21 protein-coding genes are annotated in these 22,291 nt (G+C 54.3%); 8 read left to right on the forward strand and 13 right to left on the reverse strand.

The features are described from left to right. The first annotated feature begins 130 nt into the window (after window positions 1–130). The 6 genes from VW41_00355 to VW41_00380 all read left to right on the forward strand — a co-directional run bounded on the left by VW41_00355 (window position 131) and on the right by VW41_00380 (window position 6,933). Window positions 131–1,120 (forward strand): sulfate transporter subunit, encoded by a 990-nt coding sequence (locus VW41_00355; protein AJZ87605.1) that lies wholly within the window; start codon window positions 131–133, stop codon window positions 1,118–1,120. A gap of 365 nt (window positions 1,121–1,485) precedes the next feature. Further along, entirely contained in the window at window positions 1,486–2,820 is a 1,335-nt protein-coding gene (locus VW41_00360) for a sodium:galactoside symporter (GenBank protein AJZ87606.1), read from the forward strand. 10 nt (window positions 2,821–2,830) lie between these two features. Beyond that, a complete protein-coding gene (locus VW41_00365) occupies window positions 2,831–3,793 on the forward strand; it encodes an aminoimidazole riboside kinase (GenBank protein ID AJZ87607.1) in 963 nt (320 codons plus the stop codon). Window positions 3,794–3,796: 3 nt separating this feature from the next. Continuing rightward, on the forward strand, window positions 3,797–4,837 hold the full coding sequence (locus VW41_00370) for an ADP-ribosylglycohydrolase (GenBank protein AJZ87608.1): 1,041 nt from the start codon (window positions 3,797–3,799) through the stop codon (window positions 4,835–4,837). Window positions 4,838–4,896: 59 nt separating this feature from the next. Further along, window positions 4,897–5,619 (forward strand): GntR family transcriptional regulator, encoded by a 723-nt coding sequence (locus tag VW41_00375; protein ID AJZ87609.1) that lies wholly within the window; start codon window positions 4,897–4,899, stop codon window positions 5,617–5,619. A gap of 9 nt (window positions 5,620–5,628) precedes the next feature. Then, entirely contained in the window at window positions 5,629–6,933 is a 1,305-nt protein-coding gene (locus VW41_00380) for a citrate transporter (GenBank protein ID AJZ87610.1), read from the forward strand. 48 nt (window positions 6,934–6,981) lie between these two features. On the opposite strand, the gene VW41_00385 is transcribed toward VW41_00380, so the two are convergent. Together VW41_00385 and VW41_00390 are read right to left on the reverse strand one after the other, a co-directional pair. Then, complete coding sequence (locus VW41_00385; protein AJZ87611.1) at window positions 6,982–7,749, reverse strand: triosephosphate isomerase; 768 nt, start codon at window positions 7,747–7,749, stop codon at window positions 6,982–6,984. 108 nt (window positions 7,750–7,857) lie between these two features. Then, window positions 7,858–8,457, reverse strand: a complete 600-nt coding sequence (locus tag VW41_00390; protein ID AJZ87612.1) for a hypothetical protein — start codon at window positions 8,455–8,457, stop codon at window positions 7,858–7,860. Window positions 8,458–8,574: 117 nt separating this feature from the next. Between VW41_00390 and VW41_00395 the strand changes: the two genes are divergently transcribed. Further along, the gene (locus tag VW41_00395; GenBank protein ID AJZ87613.1) at window positions 8,575–8,994 is read left to right on the forward strand and encodes a membrane protein; all 420 of its coding nucleotides are present in this window, start codon (window positions 8,575–8,577) and stop codon (window positions 8,992–8,994) included. 1 nt (window position 8,995) lies between these two features. On the opposite strand, the gene VW41_00400 is transcribed toward VW41_00395, so the two are convergent. The 4 genes from VW41_00400 to VW41_00415 form a co-directional block, all read right to left on the reverse strand. Beyond that, window positions 8,996–9,742 carry a ferredoxin-NADP reductase gene (locus VW41_00400; GenBank protein ID AJZ87614.1) on the reverse strand — a complete coding sequence of 249 codons (747 nt, stop codon included), beginning with the start codon at window positions 9,740–9,742 and terminating at the stop codon, window positions 8,996–8,998. A gap of 99 nt (window positions 9,743–9,841) precedes the next feature. Next, window positions 9,842–10,852 carry a fructose 1,6-bisphosphatase gene (locus VW41_00405; GenBank protein AJZ87615.1) on the reverse strand — a complete coding sequence of 337 codons (1,011 nt, stop codon included), beginning with the start codon at window positions 10,850–10,852 and terminating at the stop codon, window positions 9,842–9,844. A gap of 106 nt (window positions 10,853–10,958) precedes the next feature. Beyond that, window positions 10,959–12,473: a glycerol kinase gene (glpK, locus tag VW41_00410; protein ID AJZ87616.1), complete on the reverse strand. Its 1,515-nt coding sequence runs from the start codon at window positions 12,471–12,473 to the stop codon at window positions 10,959–10,961. A gap of 21 nt (window positions 12,474–12,494) precedes the next feature. After that, on the reverse strand, window positions 12,495–13,349 hold the full coding sequence (locus VW41_00415) for a glycerol uptake facilitator GlpF (protein ID AJZ87617.1): 855 nt from the start codon (window positions 13,347–13,349) through the stop codon (window positions 12,495–12,497). 434 nt (window positions 13,350–13,783) lie between these two features. Here VW41_00415 and VW41_00420 point away from each other — a divergent pair, with 434 nt between their 5' ends. Next, window positions 13,784–14,023, forward strand: coding sequence for a septal ring assembly protein ZapB (locus VW41_00420; protein AJZ87618.1), 240 nt, complete (start codon window positions 13,784–13,786; stop codon window positions 14,021–14,023). A gap of 63 nt (window positions 14,024–14,086) precedes the next feature. On the opposite strand, the gene VW41_00425 is transcribed toward VW41_00420, so the two are convergent. The 7 genes from VW41_00425 to VW41_00455 all read right to left on the reverse strand — a co-directional run bounded on the left by VW41_00425 (window position 14,087) and on the right by VW41_00455 (window position 22,160). Continuing rightward, window positions 14,087–14,572 carry a ribonuclease activity regulator protein RraA gene (locus VW41_00425; protein ID AJZ91805.1) on the reverse strand — a complete coding sequence of 162 codons (486 nt, stop codon included), beginning with the start codon at window positions 14,570–14,572 and terminating at the stop codon, window positions 14,087–14,089. A 95-nt stretch (window positions 14,573–14,667) separates the two neighbouring features. Beyond that, window positions 14,668–15,594 carry a 1,4-dihydroxy-2-naphthoate octaprenyltransferase gene (locus VW41_00430; protein AJZ87619.1) on the reverse strand — a complete coding sequence of 309 codons (927 nt, stop codon included), beginning with the start codon at window positions 15,592–15,594 and terminating at the stop codon, window positions 14,668–14,670. Between the two features lie 77 nt (window positions 15,595–15,671). Then, on the reverse strand, window positions 15,672–17,006 hold the full coding sequence (gene hslU / locus VW41_00435) for an ATP-dependent protease ATP-binding subunit HslU (GenBank protein AJZ87620.1): 1,335 nt from the start codon (window positions 17,004–17,006) through the stop codon (window positions 15,672–15,674). 9 nt (window positions 17,007–17,015) lie between these two features. Next, on the reverse strand, window positions 17,016–17,546 hold the full coding sequence (locus VW41_00440; GenBank protein ID AJZ87621.1) for an ATP-dependent protease subunit HslV: 531 nt from the start codon (window positions 17,544–17,546) through the stop codon (window positions 17,016–17,018). 89 nt (window positions 17,547–17,635) lie between these two features. Beyond that, the gene (locus VW41_00445) at window positions 17,636–18,676 is read right to left on the reverse strand and encodes a cell division protein FtsN (protein ID AJZ87622.1); all 1,041 of its coding nucleotides are present in this window, start codon (window positions 18,674–18,676) and stop codon (window positions 17,636–17,638) included. Between the two features lie 89 nt (window positions 18,677–18,765). Then, on the reverse strand, window positions 18,766–19,800 hold the full coding sequence (locus VW41_00450; protein AJZ87623.1) for a transcriptional regulator: 1,035 nt from the start codon (window positions 19,798–19,800) through the stop codon (window positions 18,766–18,768). Between the two features lie 161 nt (window positions 19,801–19,961). Beyond that, a complete protein-coding gene (locus tag VW41_00455) occupies window positions 19,962–22,160 on the reverse strand; it encodes a primosome assembly protein PriA (GenBank protein ID AJZ87624.1) in 2,199 nt (732 codons plus the stop codon). Window positions 22,161–22,291 lie beyond the last annotated feature (131 nt).

Consider the following 22,291-nt stretch of genomic DNA (forward strand, 5'->3'; position numbering starts at 1 on the left):
ACCGGGCATTGCCCGGTTTTTTATTGCCTGTTATATCGCCAAAAGTTATAGCCAATCTTTTTTTATTCTTTAATCCTTGAAATGGTTTCTGGCACGCTGGCTTCATCAAACTTCATAAAGAGAGCGAGCGATGAACAAGTGGGGCGTGGGTTTAACATTACTTTTGGCTTCTGGTGGCGTACTGGCGAAGGACATTCAGTTACTCAACGTGTCTTACGATCCGACTCGTGAACTGTATGAAGAGTACAACAAAGCGTTTAGCGCGCACTGGAAGCAGCAAACCGGAGATACGGTTACCGTGCGCCAGTCCCACGGCGGCTCCGGGAAACAGGCTACGTCGGTCATCAATGGTATTGAAGCCGATGTCGTGACCCTGGCACTAGCCTATGACGTTGATGCCATCGCCGAGCGGGGGCGCATTGATAAAAACTGGATCAAGCGTCTGCCGGATAACTCTGCGCCCTATACTTCCACCATCGTGTTCCTGGTACGCAAAGGCAACCCTAAACAAATTCATGACTGGAACGATCTGATTAAACCCGGTGTTTCTGTCATCACGCCAAACCCGAAAAGCTCAGGCGGAGCGCGCTGGAACTATTTAGCCGCATGGGGTTATGCGCTGCACCATAACAATAACGATCAGGCTAAAGCACAGGACTTCGTTAAAGCCTTATTCAAAAACGTAGAGGTGCTGGACTCCGGTGCCCGTGGCTCGACTAACACCTTTGTTGAACGCGGTATTGGCGATGTGCTGATTGCGTGGGAAAACGAGGCGTTACTGGCTACTAATGAACTGGGTAAAGACAAGTTTGAGATTGTGACTCCGAGCGAATCTATTCTTGCGGAACCGACGGTGTCTGTAGTGGACAAGGTTGTTGAGAAGAAAGGCACGCAGGCCGTGGCGGAAGCCTACCTGAAGTATCTCTACTCACCTGAAGGTCAGGAAATTGCGGCCAAAAATTACTATCGCCCGCGCGATCCGGAAGTAGCAAAGAAATACGAAAAAGTGTTCCCGAAACTGAAGCTCTACACGATTGATGAAGAGTTTGGCGGCTGGACCAAAGCGCAGCAGGATCACTTCTCTAATGGTGGCAGCTTCGACCAAATCAGTAAGCGTTAATCTCTACAAACTGGCGGGCTAAAGGCCTGCCGGGGAGTAAAATAAAAAAGCCCGGTGGCGTCATGCCCCCGGGCTTTTTTATGATATGGGTTCAGATTACGCGACATCTTAAATTCCTGGTGGCTTTTTTTTGATCAAAATCACACTCTCACGTCTTGCCCGTGCATCCCATATTTAAATAATGTGAAATCGATCTAAAGATATAAAAGCATACCTTTATATCTTTTGCCGTTAGCGTACTCTCCTCCCTGACGCTATCCCCGCGCTGTTCGGCTACAGATATCGTTAAAAATTATTTATTTCACGCAGTTATCTCTTCTCTTGTTCGACATTCTTGCGCCCTAAGGTGCCAAAGGAATACCGATATGAAACTGTCAATCGTGGAAAAAGTGGGGTTTGGCGCCGGGGATATGGCGATTAACGTAGTGATTGTGGCCATGCAGCTCCTGTTGGCCTATTTCTATACCGATATCTATGGCCTTAAGGCAGCGGATGTTGGCGTATTACTGATTGTTGTCCGCATGATCGATGCTTTTATTGACCCGGCAATGGGCATGCTAACCGATAAGATATCAACCCGCTGGGGGCGCTATCGTCCGTGGCTGATTTGGTTTGCTGTTCCATTCGGCTTTGCCGTGTACCTAATGTTTATTACGCCGGATGTTGCTTATACGGCAAAACTGGCATGGGCCTATTTCACCTATATCCTGATGACAGTGGTCTATACCGCGATCACCATTCCCTATATTTCGCTGATTGGTGTGATCAGTAACGATCCTGTCGAACGACTGAGTGCCAATGGCTACCGCTTCGTCATGACAAAAATTGCCGCGTTTTTAGTCACTATCGTGGTGCCTATGCTGGCGGTTTGGCTGGGGCAGGGTAGCAAAGCGCATGGTTACCAGCTTTCGATGGGACTGATGGGGGCGATGGGAACCCTTCTCTTTATTTTTTGTTTTTTGACGACTCGCGAGCGCAGCGAACCGGAATTACCGTCGCTGAGTATAAAACAGCAGTTTGCTAATTTACTGCGTAACGATCAGTGGTTGATTCTGGGTGTCGTGATCATGCTGCTGATGTGTGGCTATGTGATTCGTGGTTCCGTCGCGGCTTATTATGCGAAGTATTACCTGGGCGGCGGTGATGCCCTGATATCTCCCTTCCTGACGACTGGCGTGGTCGCTTCTATTCTGGCTATGGTCGCCACCACCTGGGTGACGAAATTTTGGGACAAAATTAAAATGTTCCGTTACACCCAACTGATCACTTTCGCCCTGAGCCTGGCGATGTATTTCTGCGTTGGCCAACAAAGCCTGGTCCTGGCATTCATTTTCTACTTCCTGATCAACTTCTTCTGCGACATGCAAATGCCGGTGTTTTGGTCCTCGATTGCTGAAGCGGTGGATTATGGGGAGAAGAAGACGGGGTTGCGGGTATCAGGCCTGGCCTTCGGTGGCATCCTGTTCTTCCAGAAATTTGGTATGGGCATCGCCGGCGGAGTACTAGGGTTCCTGCTTAGCCACTTTGATTATCAAGCCGACGTTCAGCAAAGCGCACGCTCGCTGGCCGGGATCGCATTGATGATGACGATGATCCCGGCACTGTTCCACCTGGCCGTCGGGCTATTAATGAAAAAGTATCTGATTAATAACCATTACTACCGTGATATTCAGGCCGATCTGGCTCACCGCCAGGCCTGAGGAGGGCTTTATGCATCAACGCAACAAGGTTTGGGTTATTGGCGATGCTTCGGTGGATCTGGTGCCTGAGCAGGTCAATACCTACCTGAAATGCCCAGGTGGCGCATCGGCAAATGTCGCGGTTTGTGTTGCGCGGCTGGGGGGGAACTGCGGGTTTATTGGCTGCCTTGGCGATGATGATACCGGGCATTTTCTGCAGCACACGCTCCGCGATGATGGCGTTGATGTCACGGCATTGCGCCTCGATCCACGACAGACCAGTGCGGTACTGATTGTGAATCTTACGCCTGAGGGAGAGCGCAGCTTTACTTATCTGGTTCATCCGGGGGCTGATGCCTTTGTTTCTCCTCAGGATCTCCCCGAGTTTTCGGCTGAGCAATGGTTCTACTTCAGCTCAATAGGGCTGACTGACAGTCCAGCGCGTGAAGCCTGTCTGGCAGGTGCCAGTCGGATTAAAGCCGCCGGAGGTCATGTGATGTTTGACGTTAACCTGCGCCTCAACATGTGGCGAGACGTAGGTGAAATCAGGCCATTGTTGGCCGAAGCCATTGGTCAGGCGTCTATCTGCAAAGTGTCAGCGGAAGAACTTTGCTGGCTGGGCGAGGTAGAGCATTGGCAGGATGCTCGCCACCTTATTCATGACCTGGGCTGTACGACGACCATTATCTCCCTCGGGGAGCAGGGAGCCCTGCTGATTTCGCCGGAGGGCGAATTTAGCTTCCCTGCCCCGAAAATCACGGTGGTAGACACCACCGGGGCAGGAGATGCCTTTGTGGGCGGGCTGCTTTACACGCTTTCCCGGTCGGGAAGCTGGGATCACCGCCTGCTTGTGGAAGCCATTGAAAATGCCAACGTCTGCGGCGCCATGGTGGTAACGGCAAAAGGGGCAATGACGGCATTGCCTTACCCGGAACAGTTTGCGGCTTTTAAAGCCAGCCATCCGATAAAAATAACCTCAACCCTTCAGGAGTGATGTATGAACGTTGAACACAATAAAATTCTCGGGTGCCTGATTGGCGCCGCTGCCGCCGATGCCATGGGGGCGGCAACCGAGGTGCGGACTCAGCGGCAGATTCGCGATTATTTTGGTGGCTGGGTAACCGGTTTTGAAAAACCGCCGGCCGATACCTTTGGCCGTTGCAACGAAGCAGGGATGTGTACCGATGACTTTATACAGGCAAAATACATCATTGACGCCCTGCTACATCATCAGCGCAAAGTGAGCGATGGTGCAATGCGCGAGGCGTTTCAACGCTGGCTGGATTATCCGTTCTACGCCAACTTTACCGGCCCAACAACCCGGGCTGCGATGAAAGCTATTTTCAACGATAACCGCGCATCTCTACAGGGCGAGCTGGAAGGTGAAAAGCAATCCGTGCAGATAGTGAACAAGGGCAATGCGGAAGCGACCAACGGCGCGGCGATGAAAATTTGGCCAGCGGCGGTGCTACACCCTGGAGACATAGAGGCAGCAATCCAGTCCGCCCTGGACATCACGCGCTTTACCCATAACAACGTACTGGCGATGTCCGGCGCGGCGGCGATGGCGGCCGCGACCAGTGAAGCACTACAAAACGTCACTAGCGCAGAAAGTATTATTGCTGCCGGTATTTATGGTGCAGACCGTGGCTATGCGCTGGCGCAGGAGCAAGGTGCAATGATGGTCGCAGGGCCTTCTGTGGCAAGGCGCATAGAGCTGGCCGTGTCCATCGGTAAGCGTCACCTGAGCTGGGAAACGGCGATTGTTGAACTGGCGGATATTATTGGTTCCGGGCTGCATGTGAGCGAAGCGGTGCCTGCCGCATTTGGTCTGTTCGCTTGTTGTTCGGATTCTGCCGTTGATGCTATTATTTCTGGCGTTAATATCGGCAATGATACCGATACCGTCGCCACCATGGTTGGGGCACTTTCCGGCGCTTTCCATGGTGCTGATGCTTTCCCTGTCGATTATTTGACGACCATTAATCGCATGAACCATTTCGATTTGGCAGAACTCGCCAGGCAGATTACAGGCTAACGTTGTGCTCTGTGGGGCGGTCATGCCGTCCCCGTCTGGCAGACTTTGAGGTAAGCAGCTTGCAGGTTGATAAGACGAGTTTTACCCCGCTATACAAACAGTTGTTTTACATCATCTGTCAGCAAATCCAAAGCGGGGCTCTGCCGCTGGGGAGCCAGCTTCCAACGCAAAAGGCATTGGCCCAAACCTATAATGTTTCGCTGATTGTGGTTAAACAGGCCTGGAGTGAATTGATTGGCGCCGGCATTATCACTTCTCAACGCGGCAGCGGGTCGGTGGTCAGCGCCGTGCCGGAAGGCGTGAGCTACGGGCACACGTACCGCGGCATTACTACCGATCTGCGCGATGCCAGCGTAGCAGTTGAAAACCGCATTCTTGATATCGCCCCGCGTCGCGCGCGTGATGCCCAGGAGGATGGGCTCAGTTTGCCCGCCCACCACCATTATCTCTATATTTCACGCATCCGCAGCCTGAATAACCGTCCGTTTAACCATGAGAAAATCTATCTCGATCTCTCTTTCTTTCCCGGCTTAACGTTGACGGCAGAGGCGCTGGAAAATGCTTCGCTTTACAGCCTGTTGAAGGTGAAAAGTGACTCAGCTATCGAAAAAGTGGATGCGATTTTGCCGGGGGCCGATCTCTGCGAAAAACTGCAAATCGAACAGAATAAGCCGCTACTTTCGGTGTCCCGCCAGACTTTTATGGCCGGAGAAACCCGGCCCTTTGAATATTGCCGCTATTACGTTCTCTCTGACTATTTCGGTGAGATCCATTATCACTAGGAGACAGGTATGTCGCTCTGGTTGTCAGATCCTCTGTTCCTGCCCGGCATTATTATCCTCATCACTATTGTCCTTTGGGCCACGTCTGCGCTCCCGGAATACCTGACTGCACTGTTATTTTTCGCCGCGGCGATGGTGGCGAAAATAGCCCCGGCCGAGGTGATTTTTAGTGGTTTTGCCTCGTCAGCCTTCTGGCTGGTGTTCAGCGGTTTTGTGCTGGGTATAGCGATCCGCAAAACGGGTCTGGCCGATAGGGTTGCGCGGGCGCTTTCTGCCCGGCTGACGGATTCCTGGCTACATATGGTGGGCATTGTCGTACTACTAAGCTATGCCCTGGCATTTGTTATGCCTTCCAATATGGGACGTATTGCCCTGCTGATGCCGATTGCTGCGGCGATGGCGAAAAGAGCGTCCATTGGCGAAGGCACCCGCGCCTGGTATGGCCTGGCGCTGGCCGTGGGGTTTGGCACTTTCCAGCTCTCGGCCACGATTTTACCCGCGAACGTGCCGAATCTGGTGATGAGCGGGGCGGCTGAAGGCTCTTATGGTCTGCATCTTAACTATCTGCCTTATTTGCTGCTGCACACTCCGGTGCTCGGCATTCTGAAAGGATTCGTGTTGATAGGCCTGATTGCCTGGCTCTTTCCCGGCAAGCCTCTGCCGCCAAAGCAAATGGATAGCCCGGGGCCTATGAGCCCCGAAGAAAAGCGGCTGGCATGGCTGCTGGTCGCCGTTCTGGGGCTGTGGGTCACGGAAAGCTGGCACGGGATTGGTCCCGCATGGATTGGGCTGATTGCCGCCTGCCTGACTCTCTTGCCGCGTATTGGATTCATCAGTGGCGAGGAGTTTGCCAGCGGCGTGAATGTGCGTACTTGTTTTTATGTGGCGGGCATTCTGGCTCTGGCCACGACCGTGACGCATATCGGCCTTGGGGCCCTCGTGGGCGAGAAGCTAATGGCTGTCATGCCGCTGGATGCCAGCAGGCCGTTCACCAGCTTTGCGGCGCTAACCGGCATCACCAGCCTGCTCAACTTTATCGTTACCGCTAATGGTGTTCCCGCGCTGTATACCACCTTTGCCGAGAGTTTTTCGCAGGCGACCGGTTTCCCACTTTTGTCCGTGATTATGATTCAGGTGCTGGGGTACTCAACGCCGCTCCTGCCGTATATGGCGTCGCCGATTGTGGTGGCTATGGGGCTGGGAAAAGTTCCGGCAAGGGAAGGGCTGAAGCTTTGTCTGGCGTTGGCCATGGTGACGTTTTTGATTTTGCTGCCGCTGGACTATGGCTGGTTCCAGCTACTGCACAAACTCTAAAAAAAACGGCTCCGCAAGCGGAGCCGTTCATCAAAATTATTCGCGTAATTACGCTTTTTTCGCTTCAGCCGCAGCTTTAACGATAACCGCGAAAGCGTCCGCTTTCAGGGATGCACCGCCAACCAGCGCGCCGTCGATGTCCGGCTGAGCAAACAGCTCTGCTGCGTTTTTATCGTTAACGGAACCGCCGTACTGGATGATCACTTGCTCAGCCACTTTCGCGTCTGCTTTAGCAATGTGGTCACGGATAAATTTGTGTACCGCCTGAGCCTGAGCTGGGGTTGCCGATTTACCGGTACCGATAGCCCAGATTGGTTCGTAAGCGATTACCGCGCCTTCAAATGCTGCTGCGCCCTGAGTTTTCAGCACGGCGTCGATCTGGCGGGCACAAACTTCTTCGGTTTTACCCGCTTCGTTTTCCGCTTCGCTTTCACCGATGCACAGAACCGGCACCAGACCTGCTGCTTTCAGTACAGCAAATTTCTTCGCGATGAACTCGTCAGACTCAGCGTGATAGGTACGACGCTCGGAGTGACCGATGATGATGTATTTAGCACCGATATCTTTCAGCATGTCTGCAGAAACTTCACCGGTAAACGCCCCGGACAGGTTAACGTCTACGTTCTGCGCGCCAAGAATGATGTGGCTACCGGCAGCAGCGTGTTTCGCCAGGTCCAGGTACATGGTTGGTGGGGCGATAGCCACGCCGCAGCCTTCCACGCCAGACAGCTCTTTACGCAGGTTAGCAACAAGCTCGTTAACCATGTGTTTGCTGCCGTTCAGTTTCCAGTTACCCATCACTAAAGGATGTCGCATTTTAATTCTCCACGCGGTAAGCAATAAAAAGAATCACTGCCCGTTGGGCAGCTTGGTCTGTGAAACAGTATAGAGAGTCAGCGGGCGAAAGGCTTTGCTTTTCGTCATTTATTCGCCGCTGTTTAGCGTCTCAGATAGCGTTAGCTTAATCGGTTCAACGGCGAAGGTTAGCCCTTTTTCGCCGTTATCTGCCACAACATAGCGAATAGCACCATCGTTCTGAGCGAAATAGCGTTTATTTTTGCCGTCGCTGAGCAGTTTGGTCAGTTTCTGCTGGCTTTGCGCCTTCGAGAGCGTTGGCGTGAAGCTGCGGATAATCGCGGCCATGTACTCCAGCGCCTTGCCCCGGGCGGCCTTTTGCTCCGGCCCCTGAATGGGTAGCCAGGTTATCTGCATCGACTTAATTTTTAGGGTGCCGAGTTCCAGGGCTGCAGAAGCATAAAGGTTTTCGTTGATCTTGGTGGCGGCGCGGGTCAGGTTGGCTTTGTCGCGGCTCTTCTCCACGGCGCGAAATTCGTTCAGCGGCAGCGACGGATTATCGATATCAAATTTGCCACGGAATTGGGTAATGGTCAGATCGAAAGTGGGCGCGCCGGGCAGCAGATATGGCGCCGCTGGAAGCTGAGAAGCTGCGTCTGACGCAGGATCTGCCCAGCTCACCGCCAAAGGCAGCGCCATCAGCGCAAGGGCAGGCAGCAGGTATTTCATCGACACACTTCTCCTGATGGATTCATCATCCCGATTAAATCGGCAATCCGTTGGCTTGTCAAAACGGGCGGTGATCGGGGTACACTACGCCGCGATAAAATAATAAGGACCTTACCTATGACCATACAGCAATGGTTGTTCTCTTTTAAAGGGCGTATTGGACGCCGCGACTTTTGGATTTGGATCGGCGCGTGGATAGTCGGGCTGATTATTCTGTTTACCCTGGCCGGAGCCGAAATCATGCCGTATTCCACGGCGGGATTTTTCCTCACCGGCTCGCTGATTCCTACTGCGGCGGTGATTGTGAAGCGCCTGCACGACAGGGATAAAAAAGGCTGGTGGGCGCTGCTGTTTATTCCTGCCTGGCTGCTGGTTGCGGGAAACTGGGAAACCTTTGGCACTCTGTGGCAGTGGGGATTAGGGCGTTTTATCCCGACGCTTATTTTCGTCATGGTGCTGATGGACCTGGGGGCTTTTGTGGGCACCCAGGGTGAAAACCGCTTCGGGAAAGAGACCAGCGAAGTTAAATTCCGCTGATTTACCAGTAATGCTCGGCGGTCATATGGCCAGGCCTGCGGCGCAGATGTTTGGCCATTTGCCGGGTATCTTTCAGAAGTTGTTGAGTATCACGCACCATTTGCGGGTTACCGCACAGCATCACATGGCTGGTATCGATATCCATCGGTAAACCAACGGCGGCTTCCAGCTCACCGCTTTCAATGAGGGCTGGAACACGGCCGGTGAGCGATCCTGCGACGGTTTCGCGACTGACTACGGTTTGAATGCGCAGTTTGCCCTGGTAGCGCTCTTGCAGCTCAATCATCAGCGGGAGATAGCTCAGGTCGCTGGCGTAGCGTACCGCATGGAGCAGCACGATATTCTCAAAACGCTCAAGGTCTTTTCCTTCCTGCAGAATGGAAAGATAAGGCCCCAGCGCGGTGCCGGTCGCAAGCATCCAGAGCGTTTTGCACTCGGGGATTTCCTCAAGCACGAAGAACCCGGCGGCTTCGCTTACCAGTTGCACTTCATCGCCTGGCCGAAGTGCATGCAGACGAGGGCTGAGTTTACCTTCCGGAACGGTGACCAGGTAGAACTCGAGATCGGGATTGCTGGGGGCATTCACGTAGGAGTAAGCACGCTGCACGCGTTCACCGTCAATTTCCAGCCCAAGCTTGGTGAATTGCCCGGCGGTAAACGCATGTACCGGCGCGTGAACCGTCAGGCTGAAGAGAGAATCCGTCCAGTTTTGAACCCTGGTGACTTTACCTGTTACCCACTCCGCCATGTTGTACTCCCGTCGTTGCTTTTTACCTATATTCACCAGAATGTGGCAGCATTTCCAGCCCAAACGAGCCGGAAAGCTCGAACCAACAAACGAGAAACGTTACAGAATATGCTTCTGTACCTCGGTATCTTTACGATCGAGATAGTGGATAGACTGAATGCGGCGAATCGTGCGGGACTTACCGCGAATCAGCAGCGTCTCCGTGGTCGCCATATTGCCTTTACGGGTGATCCCTTCCAGCAGGTCACCTTTGGTAATCCCCGTGGCAGAGAAAATCACGTTGTCGTTACGCGCCATTTCATCGAGCTTCAGTACGCGTTCAGCCTCAATGCCCATAGCTTTGCAGCGCACCAGCTCCTGTTCGCCAATACGACGGTTTTCTTCACTGTCGCCTTTTACGTGGTGGCGGGCCAGCAGGCGGCCCTGCATGTCGCCGTCCAGCGCGCGGATCACCGCCGCTGAAACCACACCTTCCGGGGCTCCGCCAACGCCGTAGAGGACGTCAACTTCGCTGTCCGGCATGCAGGTCAGAATAGAGGCGGCCACGTCGCCATCGGGAATAGCAAACACGCGCACGCCAAGCTTCTGCATCTCTTTGATTGTTTGGTCGTGACGCGGCTTGGCCAGGATGGTCACTGTCAGCTCGCTAAGCGGTTTTTCCAGCGCAGCGGCGATGCGGCGGAGGTTGTCCTCAAGACTGAGATTTAGATCGATGACGCCTTTGGCTCCGGGCCCGACAATCAGTTTTTCCATATACATATCGGGCGCATTCAAAAATGTGCCTTTATCTCCCACGGCGAGAACGGCCAGAGCGTTGGCCTGACCCATCGCCGTCATGCGCGTGCCTTCGATTGGGTCAACGGCGATATCTACCGCATCGCCCTTGCCGGTTCCGACTTTTTCACCGATGTAGAGCATCGGTGCTTCGTCGATTTCGCCTTCGCCGATGACGATTTCGCCGTCAATATTGATTTGGTTAAGGACGATACGCATCGCGTTTACCGCTGCGCCGTCGGCGACATTTTTATCGCCACGGCCGAGCCATTTGTAGCCAGCAAGGGCGGCGGCTTCGGTCACGCGGGAGAATTCGATGGCAAGTTCACGTTTCATAGCAGACTCATTTAGCAAACAGAATTGCCGGGGAGTTTAGCACAGGCGGGGAGGCGGGCGGGAAAGGCAGAGACTGAAAGGCCCCTTTTCAGGGGCCTTGTAGCGATTACTTCTCTTCGTGATCTTCCCAGGCAAGCGCGCGTTTAACCGCCTTTTGCCAGCCGGCGTAGCGGTAGTTACGCTCGGTGGTTTCAATCCCCGGGCGGAACTCTTTCTCGATGACGGATTTCTCCTGCAGTTCGTCGAGATTCTGCCAGAAGCCCACGGCCAGGCCGGCCAGGTAAGCGGCGCCCAGCGCGGTGACTTCGCGAACTTCAGGACGCTCAACGCGAGTACCCAGGATGTCTGACTGGAACTGCATCAGGAAGTTGTTGGCTACCGCACCGCCGTCCACGCGCAGCGCATGCAGGCGAATACCGGAGTCTGCCTGCATTGCTTCCAGCACGTCACGAGTCTGGTAAGCGATTGATTCCAGCGTGGCGCGAATGATGTGGTTAGAGTTCACCCCACGGGTCAGGCCGAAGATAGCACCGCGTGCATACGGATCCCAGTAAGGTGCGCCGAGGCCGGTGAAAGCAGGTACAACGTATACGCCGTTGGTATCCTTCACCTTGTTGGCGAAGTACTCGGAGTCGAACGCGTCGCCAATCAGTTTCATTTCGTCGCGCAGCCACTGAATGGATGCGCCAGCCATAAACACGGCACCTTCCAGCGCGTAGTTCACTTCACCTTTCGGGCCGCAGGCGATGGTAGTCAGCAGACCATTGGTGGAGGCAACGGCTTTCTCACCGGTGTTCATCAGCATAAAGCAGCCGGTACCGTAGGTGTTCTTCGCCATACCTTCTTTCACGCACAGCTGACCAAATAGCGCGGCCTGCTGGTCACCGGCGATCCCGGCAATTGGAATACGCGTGCCGCCCTTACCGCCGATGTTGGTCTGGCCATAAACTTCGGAAGACTTGCGCACTTCCGGCAGCATAGCGCGAGGAATATCCAGCGCTTCCAGCATGCGGTCATCCCAGTCCAGCTCGTGGATGTTGAACAGCATAGTACGAGAGGCGTTAGTGTAGTCCGTGACGTGTACACGCCCCTGCGTCATCTTCCAGATGAGCCAGGTATCGACGGTGCCGAACAGCAGTTCGCCGCGGCGAGCACGTTCACGGGAGCCTTCGACGTGGTCGAGGATCCATTTCACCTTGGTGCCGGAGAAGTAAGGGTCCACCACCAGGCCGGTGTTGTGGCGCACGTACTCTTCCATGCCGTTGCGCTTCAGTTCTTCACAGATATCAGCGGTACGGCGGCACTGCCAGACGATAGCGTTGTAAATTGGCTTACCGGTTTCACGCTCCCACACCACCGTGGTTTCACGCTGGTTGGTGATACCGATGGCCGCAATTCCGTCGTAGTTGATGTCGGCTTTCGCCAGCACTTCTACCAGCGTGGAGCTTTGGGTGGCCCAAATTTCCATCGGGTCATGCTCTACCCAGCCTGGCTTAGGATAGATTTGCTCAAATTCACGCTGCGCAACGCTAATAATGTTGGCGTCATGATCCAGGACGACGGCACGCGAGCTGGTTGTTCCCTGGTCGAGAGCGACGATGTACTTTTTTTCTGTAGTCATAATCAAGTCCTGAAGTCAGTATTACAGTGCTTTTTGCTGAGAGGTCACCTTGCTGTCCGGCTTGTCTTCTTCGACAACGCAGACGTCGCATGGCAGGTGGCGACCAATCAATTTACGGTAGCCGAATGCGCCAAGGGATGCGCCGAGAATAGGCGCAAACAGCGGCACCAGGAAGTAAGGAATATCTTTCCCACCGGTGAAGGCGACGTCGCCCCAGCCAGCCAGCCACGCAAAGGTCTTCGGCCCAAGGTCACGCGCTGGGTTCATCGCGAACCCGGTCAGAGGGCCCATTGATGCGCCGATAACCGCGATCAGCAGACCAATCAGCAGCGGCGCCAGCGGGCCACGTGGCACGCCGTTGCCATCGTCGGTCAGCGCCAGAATGACGCCCATCAGGATGGCAGTGATCACCATTTCTACGGCGAATGCCTGAACGAAGTTAATGTGTGGGTTTGGATAAGTGGAGAATATACCGGCCAAATCCAGACTTTCTACGCTACCGCGCACCATATGATGCGTTTGTTCGTAGTCGAGGAACAGATTGTAATATAAGCCATAAACCAACGCGGCGGCGCTGAATGCGCCAAGGAACTGTGAAATAATAAACGGCACGACTTTGCGTCCGTCAAAACAAGCGAACAGCCAGAGTGCGATCGTTACTGCCGGGTTAAGATGTGCGCCGGAAACCCCTGCGGTCATATAGATGGCCATCGCCACCCCTAAGCCCCAGATGATGCTGATTTCCCACTGCCCGAAGGTGGCGCCGGCCACTTTCAATGCAGCTACACATCCCACACCGAAGAAGATCAACAACGCGGTACCCATGAATTCGGCGATGCACTGGCCTTTTAAGGTTGTTGTAGCGGTCTGACTCATAGTGGGGTCCTGAAGGCAAATTGATGATTATTGTTGTTGAGCATCCTTGTCACCTTTATGCCATGTAGGCATGGTGTTAATTTATCGTTAACGAGCAAAAACGAGAAATATCGAACTTAAAATGTGCGTGGTGCGTCAAGAAAATGAGCGTTTTCGCGCTAAAAAATGAACGACGCCTCATGGAGGGACTGGGGAGATTACGCGTTTTGTTAACGTTTATCTAACACTTCGGGTCGGCCTGGAAGTGTAACTTTCGGCATAGGCTGAAAAACGTCATGTTACGCAAAGAGCGCGGTAAGCCGCTGGACACGGGCATCCGGGCTACTTACAATCGAGTTACGCTACGTGTTGCGCATACGTTCATAAAGGCGTCGCCGAAGAATCGGGACGAGGATAGCCATCCATCAACGCCTTGCCATTCAGGAGAGTTCGAAATGTCATTTGAAGTGTTTGAGAAACTGGAAGCAAAAGTTCAGCAGGCGGTTGACACGATTACGTTGTTACAGATGGAAATCGAAGAGCTGAAAGAGAAAAATAACGGTCTGGCTCAGGAAGTTCAGCAGGCACAAAGCAACCATGAAGAGCTGGTGCGTGAAAACAGCAGCCTGAAAGAACAACAGCACGTCTGGCAGGAGCGTTTGCACGCGCTGCTGGGCAAAATGGAAGAAGTGTAACTCCCGCTTCCGACAAAAAAGAACGGGCGCCTCAGGCGCCCGTTTTGCTATCTATCGGCTGGATTATTCAATATCCAGTGGATCTTCAGAGAGAATGATACCGGTATTATCTGCATACAGATGGTCGCCTGAGAAGAAGGTCACACCACCAAAGTTGACGCGCACATCGCTTTCGCCGATGCCTTCGCCCGCGGAGCCAGCCGGGATGGCGGCAATAGCCTGAATGCCAATGTCCAGCTCTTCCAGATCGTCCACCTGACGCACCGCGCCGTAAACCACAATGCCTTCCCACTCGTTTTGCAGCGCAAGACGAGCCAGTTCCGCATCAATTAGCGCCCGGCGTACCGAACCACCGCCGTCTATCAGCAGGACTCGCCCACGGCCATTCTCTTCGAGCAGATCGTACAGCAACCCGTTGTCCTCGAAACATTTCACCGTGATGATTTGCCCACCAAATGACGAGCGGCCACCAAAGTTAGAGAACAACGGCTCAACGACGTTGACCTCTTCCTGGTAGATGTCACAAAGCTCAGAAGTATCGTATTTCATAGGATTAAGGTTCATTTGCTGCAGGAATTGTCAGTATATCTCGTTCTGTTAACTGTTGGCAAAATCATCAATTGTTAATTGATATTTGTCAGTCCTCAGGCGACGGTGCTGAGGACGACGCCCAGAGCAAACAGCAGGTTTGTCAGTAATGCAGCTTTGACGGTACGTTCCAGCATCGGGCGCATCGCAACGGGATCTTGTTCCCGTATAACGTAGGCAACCTGCTTGAGCAGAAGCGGCGCGGCCAGAACAAACAACCATCCCCACAGGCTCTTGAGCCAGATAAGGTTAAACAGCGCGAGACAGACCAAAGCCCCTATGAGCAGAGCGGCATGATAGCGACGCGCAACAATAGGCCCAAGGCGCACGGCAAGGGTATTTTTACCGTTCTCACGATCGCTATCGATATCACGCAGGTTATTGATGTTCAGCACCGCAGTGGCGAGTAATCCACAGGCCGTGGCAGGCAGAATAACCAGTGCTGACAGTGAGTTAGCCTGCAGATACCAGGTGCCCGCCACGCTAATCCAGCCGAAGAACACCAGCACTGAGATATCTCCCAGCCCCATGTAGCCATAAGGGCGGGTGCCGACGGTATAGGTAATGGCGGCGACGATCGACAACAACCCAAGCAGCAAAAAGCCCATGAAGTCGGAGAAAGTGTGGCAGGCGAGAGCGACCAGCGACAGGCCCGACAGACAAATGAGGACAATGGTAATGACCAGCGCACGTTTCATCTGTGCCTGAGTAATCATCCCTTTTTGCATCCCGCGTAGCGGCCCGAGACGGTCTTCTTTGTCGCTGCCTTTGACCGCATCACCATAGTCATTGGCGAGGTTAGACAGAATTTGCAGGAGCCCGGCGGTCAACAGCGCCAGCAATGCCACCGCGGGGTCAAAGACACCTTGCCAGTAAGTCAGGGCCGAACCGCAGACGATTGAAGCAAACGCCAGAGGCAGCGTGCGTGGGCGAAGGCTTTCCAGCCAGGCCTGGGTGACACTTGTAGGTTGCGAATCGCTCATTATTTGGTTGCCAGTTTAGATAAAAAAATGGAGGGCATAAGCCCTCCATTTCAAATGAAGAAAATGCGTTAGCCGGATTATAGGATAAAACGACTCAGGTCTTCATCTGCAACCAACTCATCCAGATGTTTGCCGACGTATTCGGCATCGATCAGGATGGACTGGCCATCTAACTCGCTGGCGTCATAGGAGATATCTTCCATCAGGCGTTCAAGCACGGTGTGAAGGCGGCGAGCACCGATGTTTTCGGTGGACTCATTCACCTGCCAGGCCGCCTGAGCAATACGACGAATACCATCATCGGTAAAGTCGATATTCACGCCTTCGGTCGCCATCAGCGCTTTGTACTGTACGGTGACGGACGCGTTAGGTTCGGTCAGGATGCGCTCAAAATCGTCCACGGTCAGCGCCTGCAGCTCAACGCGGATAGGCAAACGCCCCTGCAGCTCAGGAATAAGATCTGACGGGCTGGCAACCTGGAATGCGCCGGAAGCGATAAACAGAATGTGGTCAGTTTTAACCATGCCATGCTTGGTGGATACGGTGCACCCTTCAACCAATGGCAGCAGGTCGCGCTGTACGCCTTCGCGGGACACATCCGGGCCGGAACTGTTGCCGCCGCGCTTACAAATTTTGTCAATTTCGTCGATAAACACGATCCCGTGTTGTTCAACGGCGTCGATGGCGTCCTGCTTCAGCTCTTCCGGGTTCACCAGCTTCGCGGCTTCTTCCTCTACCAGAAGCTTCATCGCATCTTTGATTTTCAGCTTGCGTGGTTTTTGCTTCTGGCCGCCCAGGTTCTGGAACATGGACTGGAGCTGGCTGGTCATCTCTTCCATGCCTGGAGGAGCCATAATTTCTACGCCCATAGGCGCAGCGGCGAGATCGATTTCGATCTCTTTATCATCCAGTTGGCCTTCACGCAGCTTTTTGCGGAACGACTGGCGAGCAGCAGAAGGTTCCTGCTGGGCTTCTGCCTGGCCCCAGTTATTCTTCGCCGGCGGGATAAGCACGTCGAGAATACGCTCTTCGGCCATCTCTTCAGCGCGATAGCGGTTTTTTTCGATAGACTGCATGCGTACCATTTTCACCGCAGCATCGGTCAGATCGCGGATAATGGAATCCACTTCTTTGCCAACATAGCCGACTTCGGTGAATTTAGTCGCTTCAACTTTGATGAACGGCGCGTTAGCCAGTTTTGCCAGGCGGCGGGCAATTTCGGTTTTACCCACGCCCGTCGGGCCGATCATCAAAATGTTTTTAGGGGTAACTTCATGGCGCAGCTCTTCATCAAGCTGCATACGGCGCCAGCGGTTACGTAAGGCGATAGCGACTGAGCGCTTGGCGTTGTCCTGGCCGATAATGTGTTTATTCAGCTCGCTAACAATTTCGCGTGGGGTCATTTCAGACATGGGAGATCCTTACGCTTTAGACGGTAATTCTTCGATGGTATGGAAGTGGTTGGTATAAACGCAGATATCACCTGCAATATCCAACGCTTTCACAGCGATATCACGCGCGCCCATTTCGGTGTTTTCCAGAAGGGCACGGGCTGCGGCCTGGGCGTACGGGCCGCCGGAGCCAATGGCAATCAGATCGTTTTCAGGCTGGATGACGTCGCCGTTGCCGGTGATGATAAGCGATGCGCTTTCGTCGGCCACGGCCAGTAGCGCTTCAAGCTTGCGCAGCATACGGTCGGTACGCCAATCCTTCGCCAGCTCAACGGCGGCTTTCACCAGGTGACCCTGATGCATTTCCAGCTTGCGCTCAAACAGTTCGAACAGCGTGAAGGCATCCGCAGTACCGCCGGCAAAACCCGCGATCACTTTATCGTTGTACAGGCGACGTACTTTTTTGACGTTACCTTTCATGACGGTATTACCCAGCGTGGCCTGGCCATCGCCGGCAATAACCACATGGCCGTTACGACGTACACTTACTATTGTTGTCACGATCGGACCCCTTTTGCATCAGCTAAACAGGAGCCCTGCGCGGTGCGCAGGGCCTAATGCCATTATAAATGGGGGGCAATTTTGGGGTTTCAACCCCCGGCGGCAAGACGAATACAGCTGGTATGTCCAGCCATCTTCAGCCGATTAATGGTGCCATCAGCATTGTCTTTGCCTTTGATTGGCCCAATAACGACGCGGTTCCAGCCGTTATTGGTGGTAATGCGGGAGTCAAAGCCTTCAAACGCCAGCTGGGCACGAACGGTTTCGGCCTGTTCGCTACCTTTGAATGAACCACACTGCACCATCCAGCGTTTTTCATCTTTTTTCTCCTGAACAGCAGGAGCCTGTTTAGCCACTTCCGGTTCACGAGTAATTGGTGCCGGCTGAGCTTCACGCTGAACTGGTTTGGCTTGCTGTGGCGCCTTTTGCTGGCTGTGCGGCGGCGTTTGCAGCAGATCCTGATAAGGTTGCTGATTATTTGCCGTTGAGGTTTTCGGCGGCTGCTGCACGGTTTTTGGCTGCTGATAAGGCTGCGTAGTTTGCTGCGTGTTGCGCGGCTGCTGGTATGGCTGCTCGGCGACGCGCTGCTGAACCCGTGGCTGCTGCGTTTGCGTATTCCACTGCTGCTGTTGAGCAGGCTGAGTTTGCTGAACAATCTGTTTCTGGCGCTGCAGCGTTTGCTGGCGCTGGGCAGGCGTTTGCTCGTTCCACGGAACTTCATTCAACTGCGTTGGCTGCTGGCGCATATCCGCCTGCATTTGCTCCAGCAACTGGCGCTGTTCGTTGGTTAGCTGGCTTTGATTCATGACTTCACCGCCGGCGGTCGGTTCGGTAGGCGCACGCACGCCAGGCTGGCGGTTCTCCAGCTCTTTGATGTAACGCCAGCGCTCTTCCGGTTTTGGCGGTAAGCCATTGGCGGTCACTTTGTGGCCAGGGAGAGCGTCAATCTCTTCTTTCTTATGGTGAGTAATAAAGTAAAGAGCACCGACAAAGGCCACCACGACTGCGGCCGCAATGGCAACCATCGTTGGAGAGACGGAGGGCAGACTACGTTGCTTTTTGCGGGGTGTACTTTTTTTGCGCCGCGTCCCTGCCGATTGCCCGCGGCTTACATAATCTCGTTGTGCCACTATCGTTTCGCTGTCTTTATTCGTTTATCAGTCCGCCATGTTACTTAAGGGGCGGGGCTTTGACCAGTTTATGCAGTCTTAAAAACGGCTCAATTTCTGCTGCCGGGCGCGGCGGTGCTGCCTCGTTCAATAAGATCGCAGTCCAGCAGGCGTGAGCCGCTGTTAACGTTTTGGCCATTCATGTTGTCCAGCAATAGCAGCATAGCCTCCTTACCAATATCGAAACGGGGTTGTGCGACGGTGGTGAGGGGCGGGTCACAGAACTGCGACAGGGCGATGTCATCGAAGCCCATAATTGATAGATCTTCCGGTACTTTCAGTCCGCTGCGCTTCGCCTGAGACAGCGCCCCCAGTGCCATCACATCGCTATGGCAGAAAATGGCTGTTGGCGGTTCAGGCAGGGCAATAAGCTGTGCCAGAGCAGCGGCGCCAGCTTCATAGGTAAAATCACCGCGTGCAATGTAGTGAGGATCGACGGCGATGCCGTTGCGGCGAAGCGCCTGCACGTATCCCTGCAAGCGATAATGGCAAAGCGGCATTTCTTCGGGCCCGGCGATACAGGCGATGCGCTGATGCCCAAGCTCTTGCAAATAGTAAACGGCGTTAAAGGCGGCGGTCAGGTTGTCGATATGCACCGTGGGCAGCTCCAGCTCAGGTGCAAATTCGTTGGCCATTACCATCGGCGGCAGATTGCGTTGCTCTTCTTTGCTGGCGTCAAATGGCAGACGCGAGCCCAGCAGCAGCATGCCATCAATTTGTTTGGTGATTATCAGGTCGATGAAGGTTTTTTCCTGCTGATTTTGGTGGGCGCAATCGCCAATCAGCACGAGATAGCCGTGTGAAGCTGCGGTAACTTCAATCCCGCGAATGATTTCGCTGAAAAACGGATCGCAAATATCGGGCACGATGACCAGAATAGTACGTGATTCGCTGCGCTTGATGTTACGCCCCAGAGAATGAGGCAAATACCCCACCTCAATCGCCGCCTGTTCCACGCGATTACGGGTGCTTTGTGAAACTTTGTCCGGGTTCATTAAGGCGCGGGATACCGTTGCAGTAGACACTTTTGCCTGCACGGCGACATCTTTCATGGTGGCATTCACCACCGGTTTCTTGGGCTTCACTTCTTCTCCTCACATGCACGCCGCTATCGTCAACACTCCTGTGTGTCTGACAGTCATCACATTCTTAGCAGAAGTTGGCTGTAAGCGGTTACAAATTTTTCACAAGAAATGTGATGAGTATTAGATTTTTCGATCGGCTTCGCATAACCAGCCCGATTGTGCTACCCGTCGATAGGGTCGACATCCAGCATCCATTTCACTTTCCGGGCTTCGGGGAGCGTGTTGATCAGCGTCAGCGAGTGGCTGACCAGCTTTTGCAGGCGCGCGCGCGACGGGTGCTGCAGCAGTATTTGCCAGCGAAAACGACCGCCGCGTTTTGGCTGCAGTGAAGGGACCGGACCCATGATCCAGAGTTGCTCATCGCGCAGCGGGCTGGCTTCCAGCAGATTACGCAACTGCTGCAAAAATAGCGGTGCCTGGTGGTTGTTCTGATCTTCGGCCCGAATCAATACATGGCTGGTGTAAGGCGGTAAAAATACCGTTTTGCGCTCGTTCAATGCCTGGCTGGAAAACGCATCGTAGCCTTTGGTCAGCAGAGTTTGCAGCAAAGGGTGTTCGGGATGATGCGTTTGCAGCAGAACCTCCCCTTGCTTACCGGCCCGTCCCGCCCGACCAGAAACCTGGACATAGAGCTGGGCAAAACGCTCGGCGGCTCGGAAATCCGCGGAGAAAAGCGCGCCGTCTACGTCGAGCAGGGCGACAAGCGTGACATCAGGGAAGTGATGCCCTTTAGCCAGCATTTGTGTGCCGATTAGGATCCGTGCCCCGCCCCGATGAACTTCGGCCAGTTGTTGTTCCAGGGCCCCTTTGCGGCTGGTGGTATCGCGGTCGATACGGGATATCGGTACGTTCGGGAAGAGCGGCTCAAGGCTGTGTTCAAGCTGTTCGGTCCCCATTCCCACCGGAACCAGATGCGTGGAGCCGCACTGCGGGCATTGCTGCGGGATAGCGCGCTGGCTGTCGCAATGGTGACAACGCAGGTGGCGCTGGCCCTGGTGCAGCGTGTAGTAATGATCGCACCGTGCGCATTCCGCAATCCAACCGCATTCGTGACAGAGCAGGGCAGGTGCGAAGCCGCGGCGGTTAAGGAAAAGGATTACCTGGTTATCCGCGGCAAGATGCTCGCCGATCTTTTTGAGAAGTGCGGGGGCTAATCCTGCCTTGAGCTGCTGCCCTTTCAGATCGACAACCTGCTGATGCGCCGGGCGTGCGTTTCCGGCTCGTTTGGTCAGACGTAGCTGGCGATATTTTCCCACCTGAACATTGTGCAGGGTTTCTAACGCCGGCGTTGCCGAGCCAAGAATGATCGGAATGTTTTCAGCATGCGCCCGGTAAACGGCTAAGTCGCGAGCGTGATAGCGCCAGCCTTCTTGCTGCTTATAGGAGCTGTCATGTTCCTCATCGATAACGATGACCCCGAGACGGCAGAACGGCGTGAACAGAGAGGAGCGGGTGCCAATGACGATGGCCGCCTCGCCGCTGCGTGCTTTTAGCCACACGCTGAGCCTTTCGCTGTCATTAAGCCCGGAGTGAAGGACTTCAACCGGCGCGTTAAAGCGCTCCCGGAAGCGGGCGATCGTTTGCGGGGTCAGACCAATTTCCGGTACCAGCACTAAAGCCTGCTTTCCCTGCGCCAGTACGTTTTCAAGCACGCTGAGATAAACCTCAGTTTTGCCGGAGCCGGTGATGCCGGCGAGTAACCAGGCGGAGAAGCGATCGGATTCGCTGTGGATAGCGCCCACAGCGGTGGCTTGCTCCGTATTCAGTCTCAGCCGTTCACCGGCAACGGCATAGTTTGCCCGCCAGTCTTCTTCCGCAGGCGCCGCGCTTTTTAAATCACACAGGCCTTTTGTTCTCAGCGCCTGTAGCCCTGGCTCACTGATTTCCAGCTCGCCGATTTGATGGCGCCAGACAATATTGTGCCGCAGGGCTGCCAGCGCCTGCTGCTGCTTAGGCGCACGTTTAAGACTGTTCAGATCAACGGCTTTGCCTTCTTCCGTAGCAAACCAGTACCAGAGTGGAGCATGATGCGCAGGTTTTCCCTGGCGCAGAAGGATCGGCAGAGCGTGAAAGAGCACTTCGCCAATCGGGTGGTGATAATACTCTGCTGCCCACAGCAGCACGCGCCAGAGTGACGGCGTGAAGAGCGAGCGGCCATCCAGGACTTCGCCAACGGGTTTGAGTTTTTCGAGCGGCAGGTCGCTCGTCTGGCTGACCGCCATAACAATACCGACAGCTTCGCGTTGCTTGCCAAACGGCACCTGCACGCGGCAGCCTGCGCTAACCTGCACGCCCTCTGGCAGCAGATAGTCGAAGGTACGGGCCAGCGGAACCGGCAGAGCAACGTGGGCTACGGGCATGAAAGCATCCAGGCTGAAAAAAATGACGTATTAGTGTACACTGTGCGCTTGCAAAATTGCGGATCAGTTTGCACCGGCTGAGTAATTTCTGTATGATTCGCCGCCTTTGATGCGCAGTTTTGGTATCGAAA

Source organism: Klebsiella michiganensis, from assembly GCA_000963575.1.
GTDB classification, from domain to species: domain Bacteria; phylum Pseudomonadota; class Gammaproteobacteria; order Enterobacterales; family Enterobacteriaceae; genus Cedecea; species Cedecea michiganensis_A.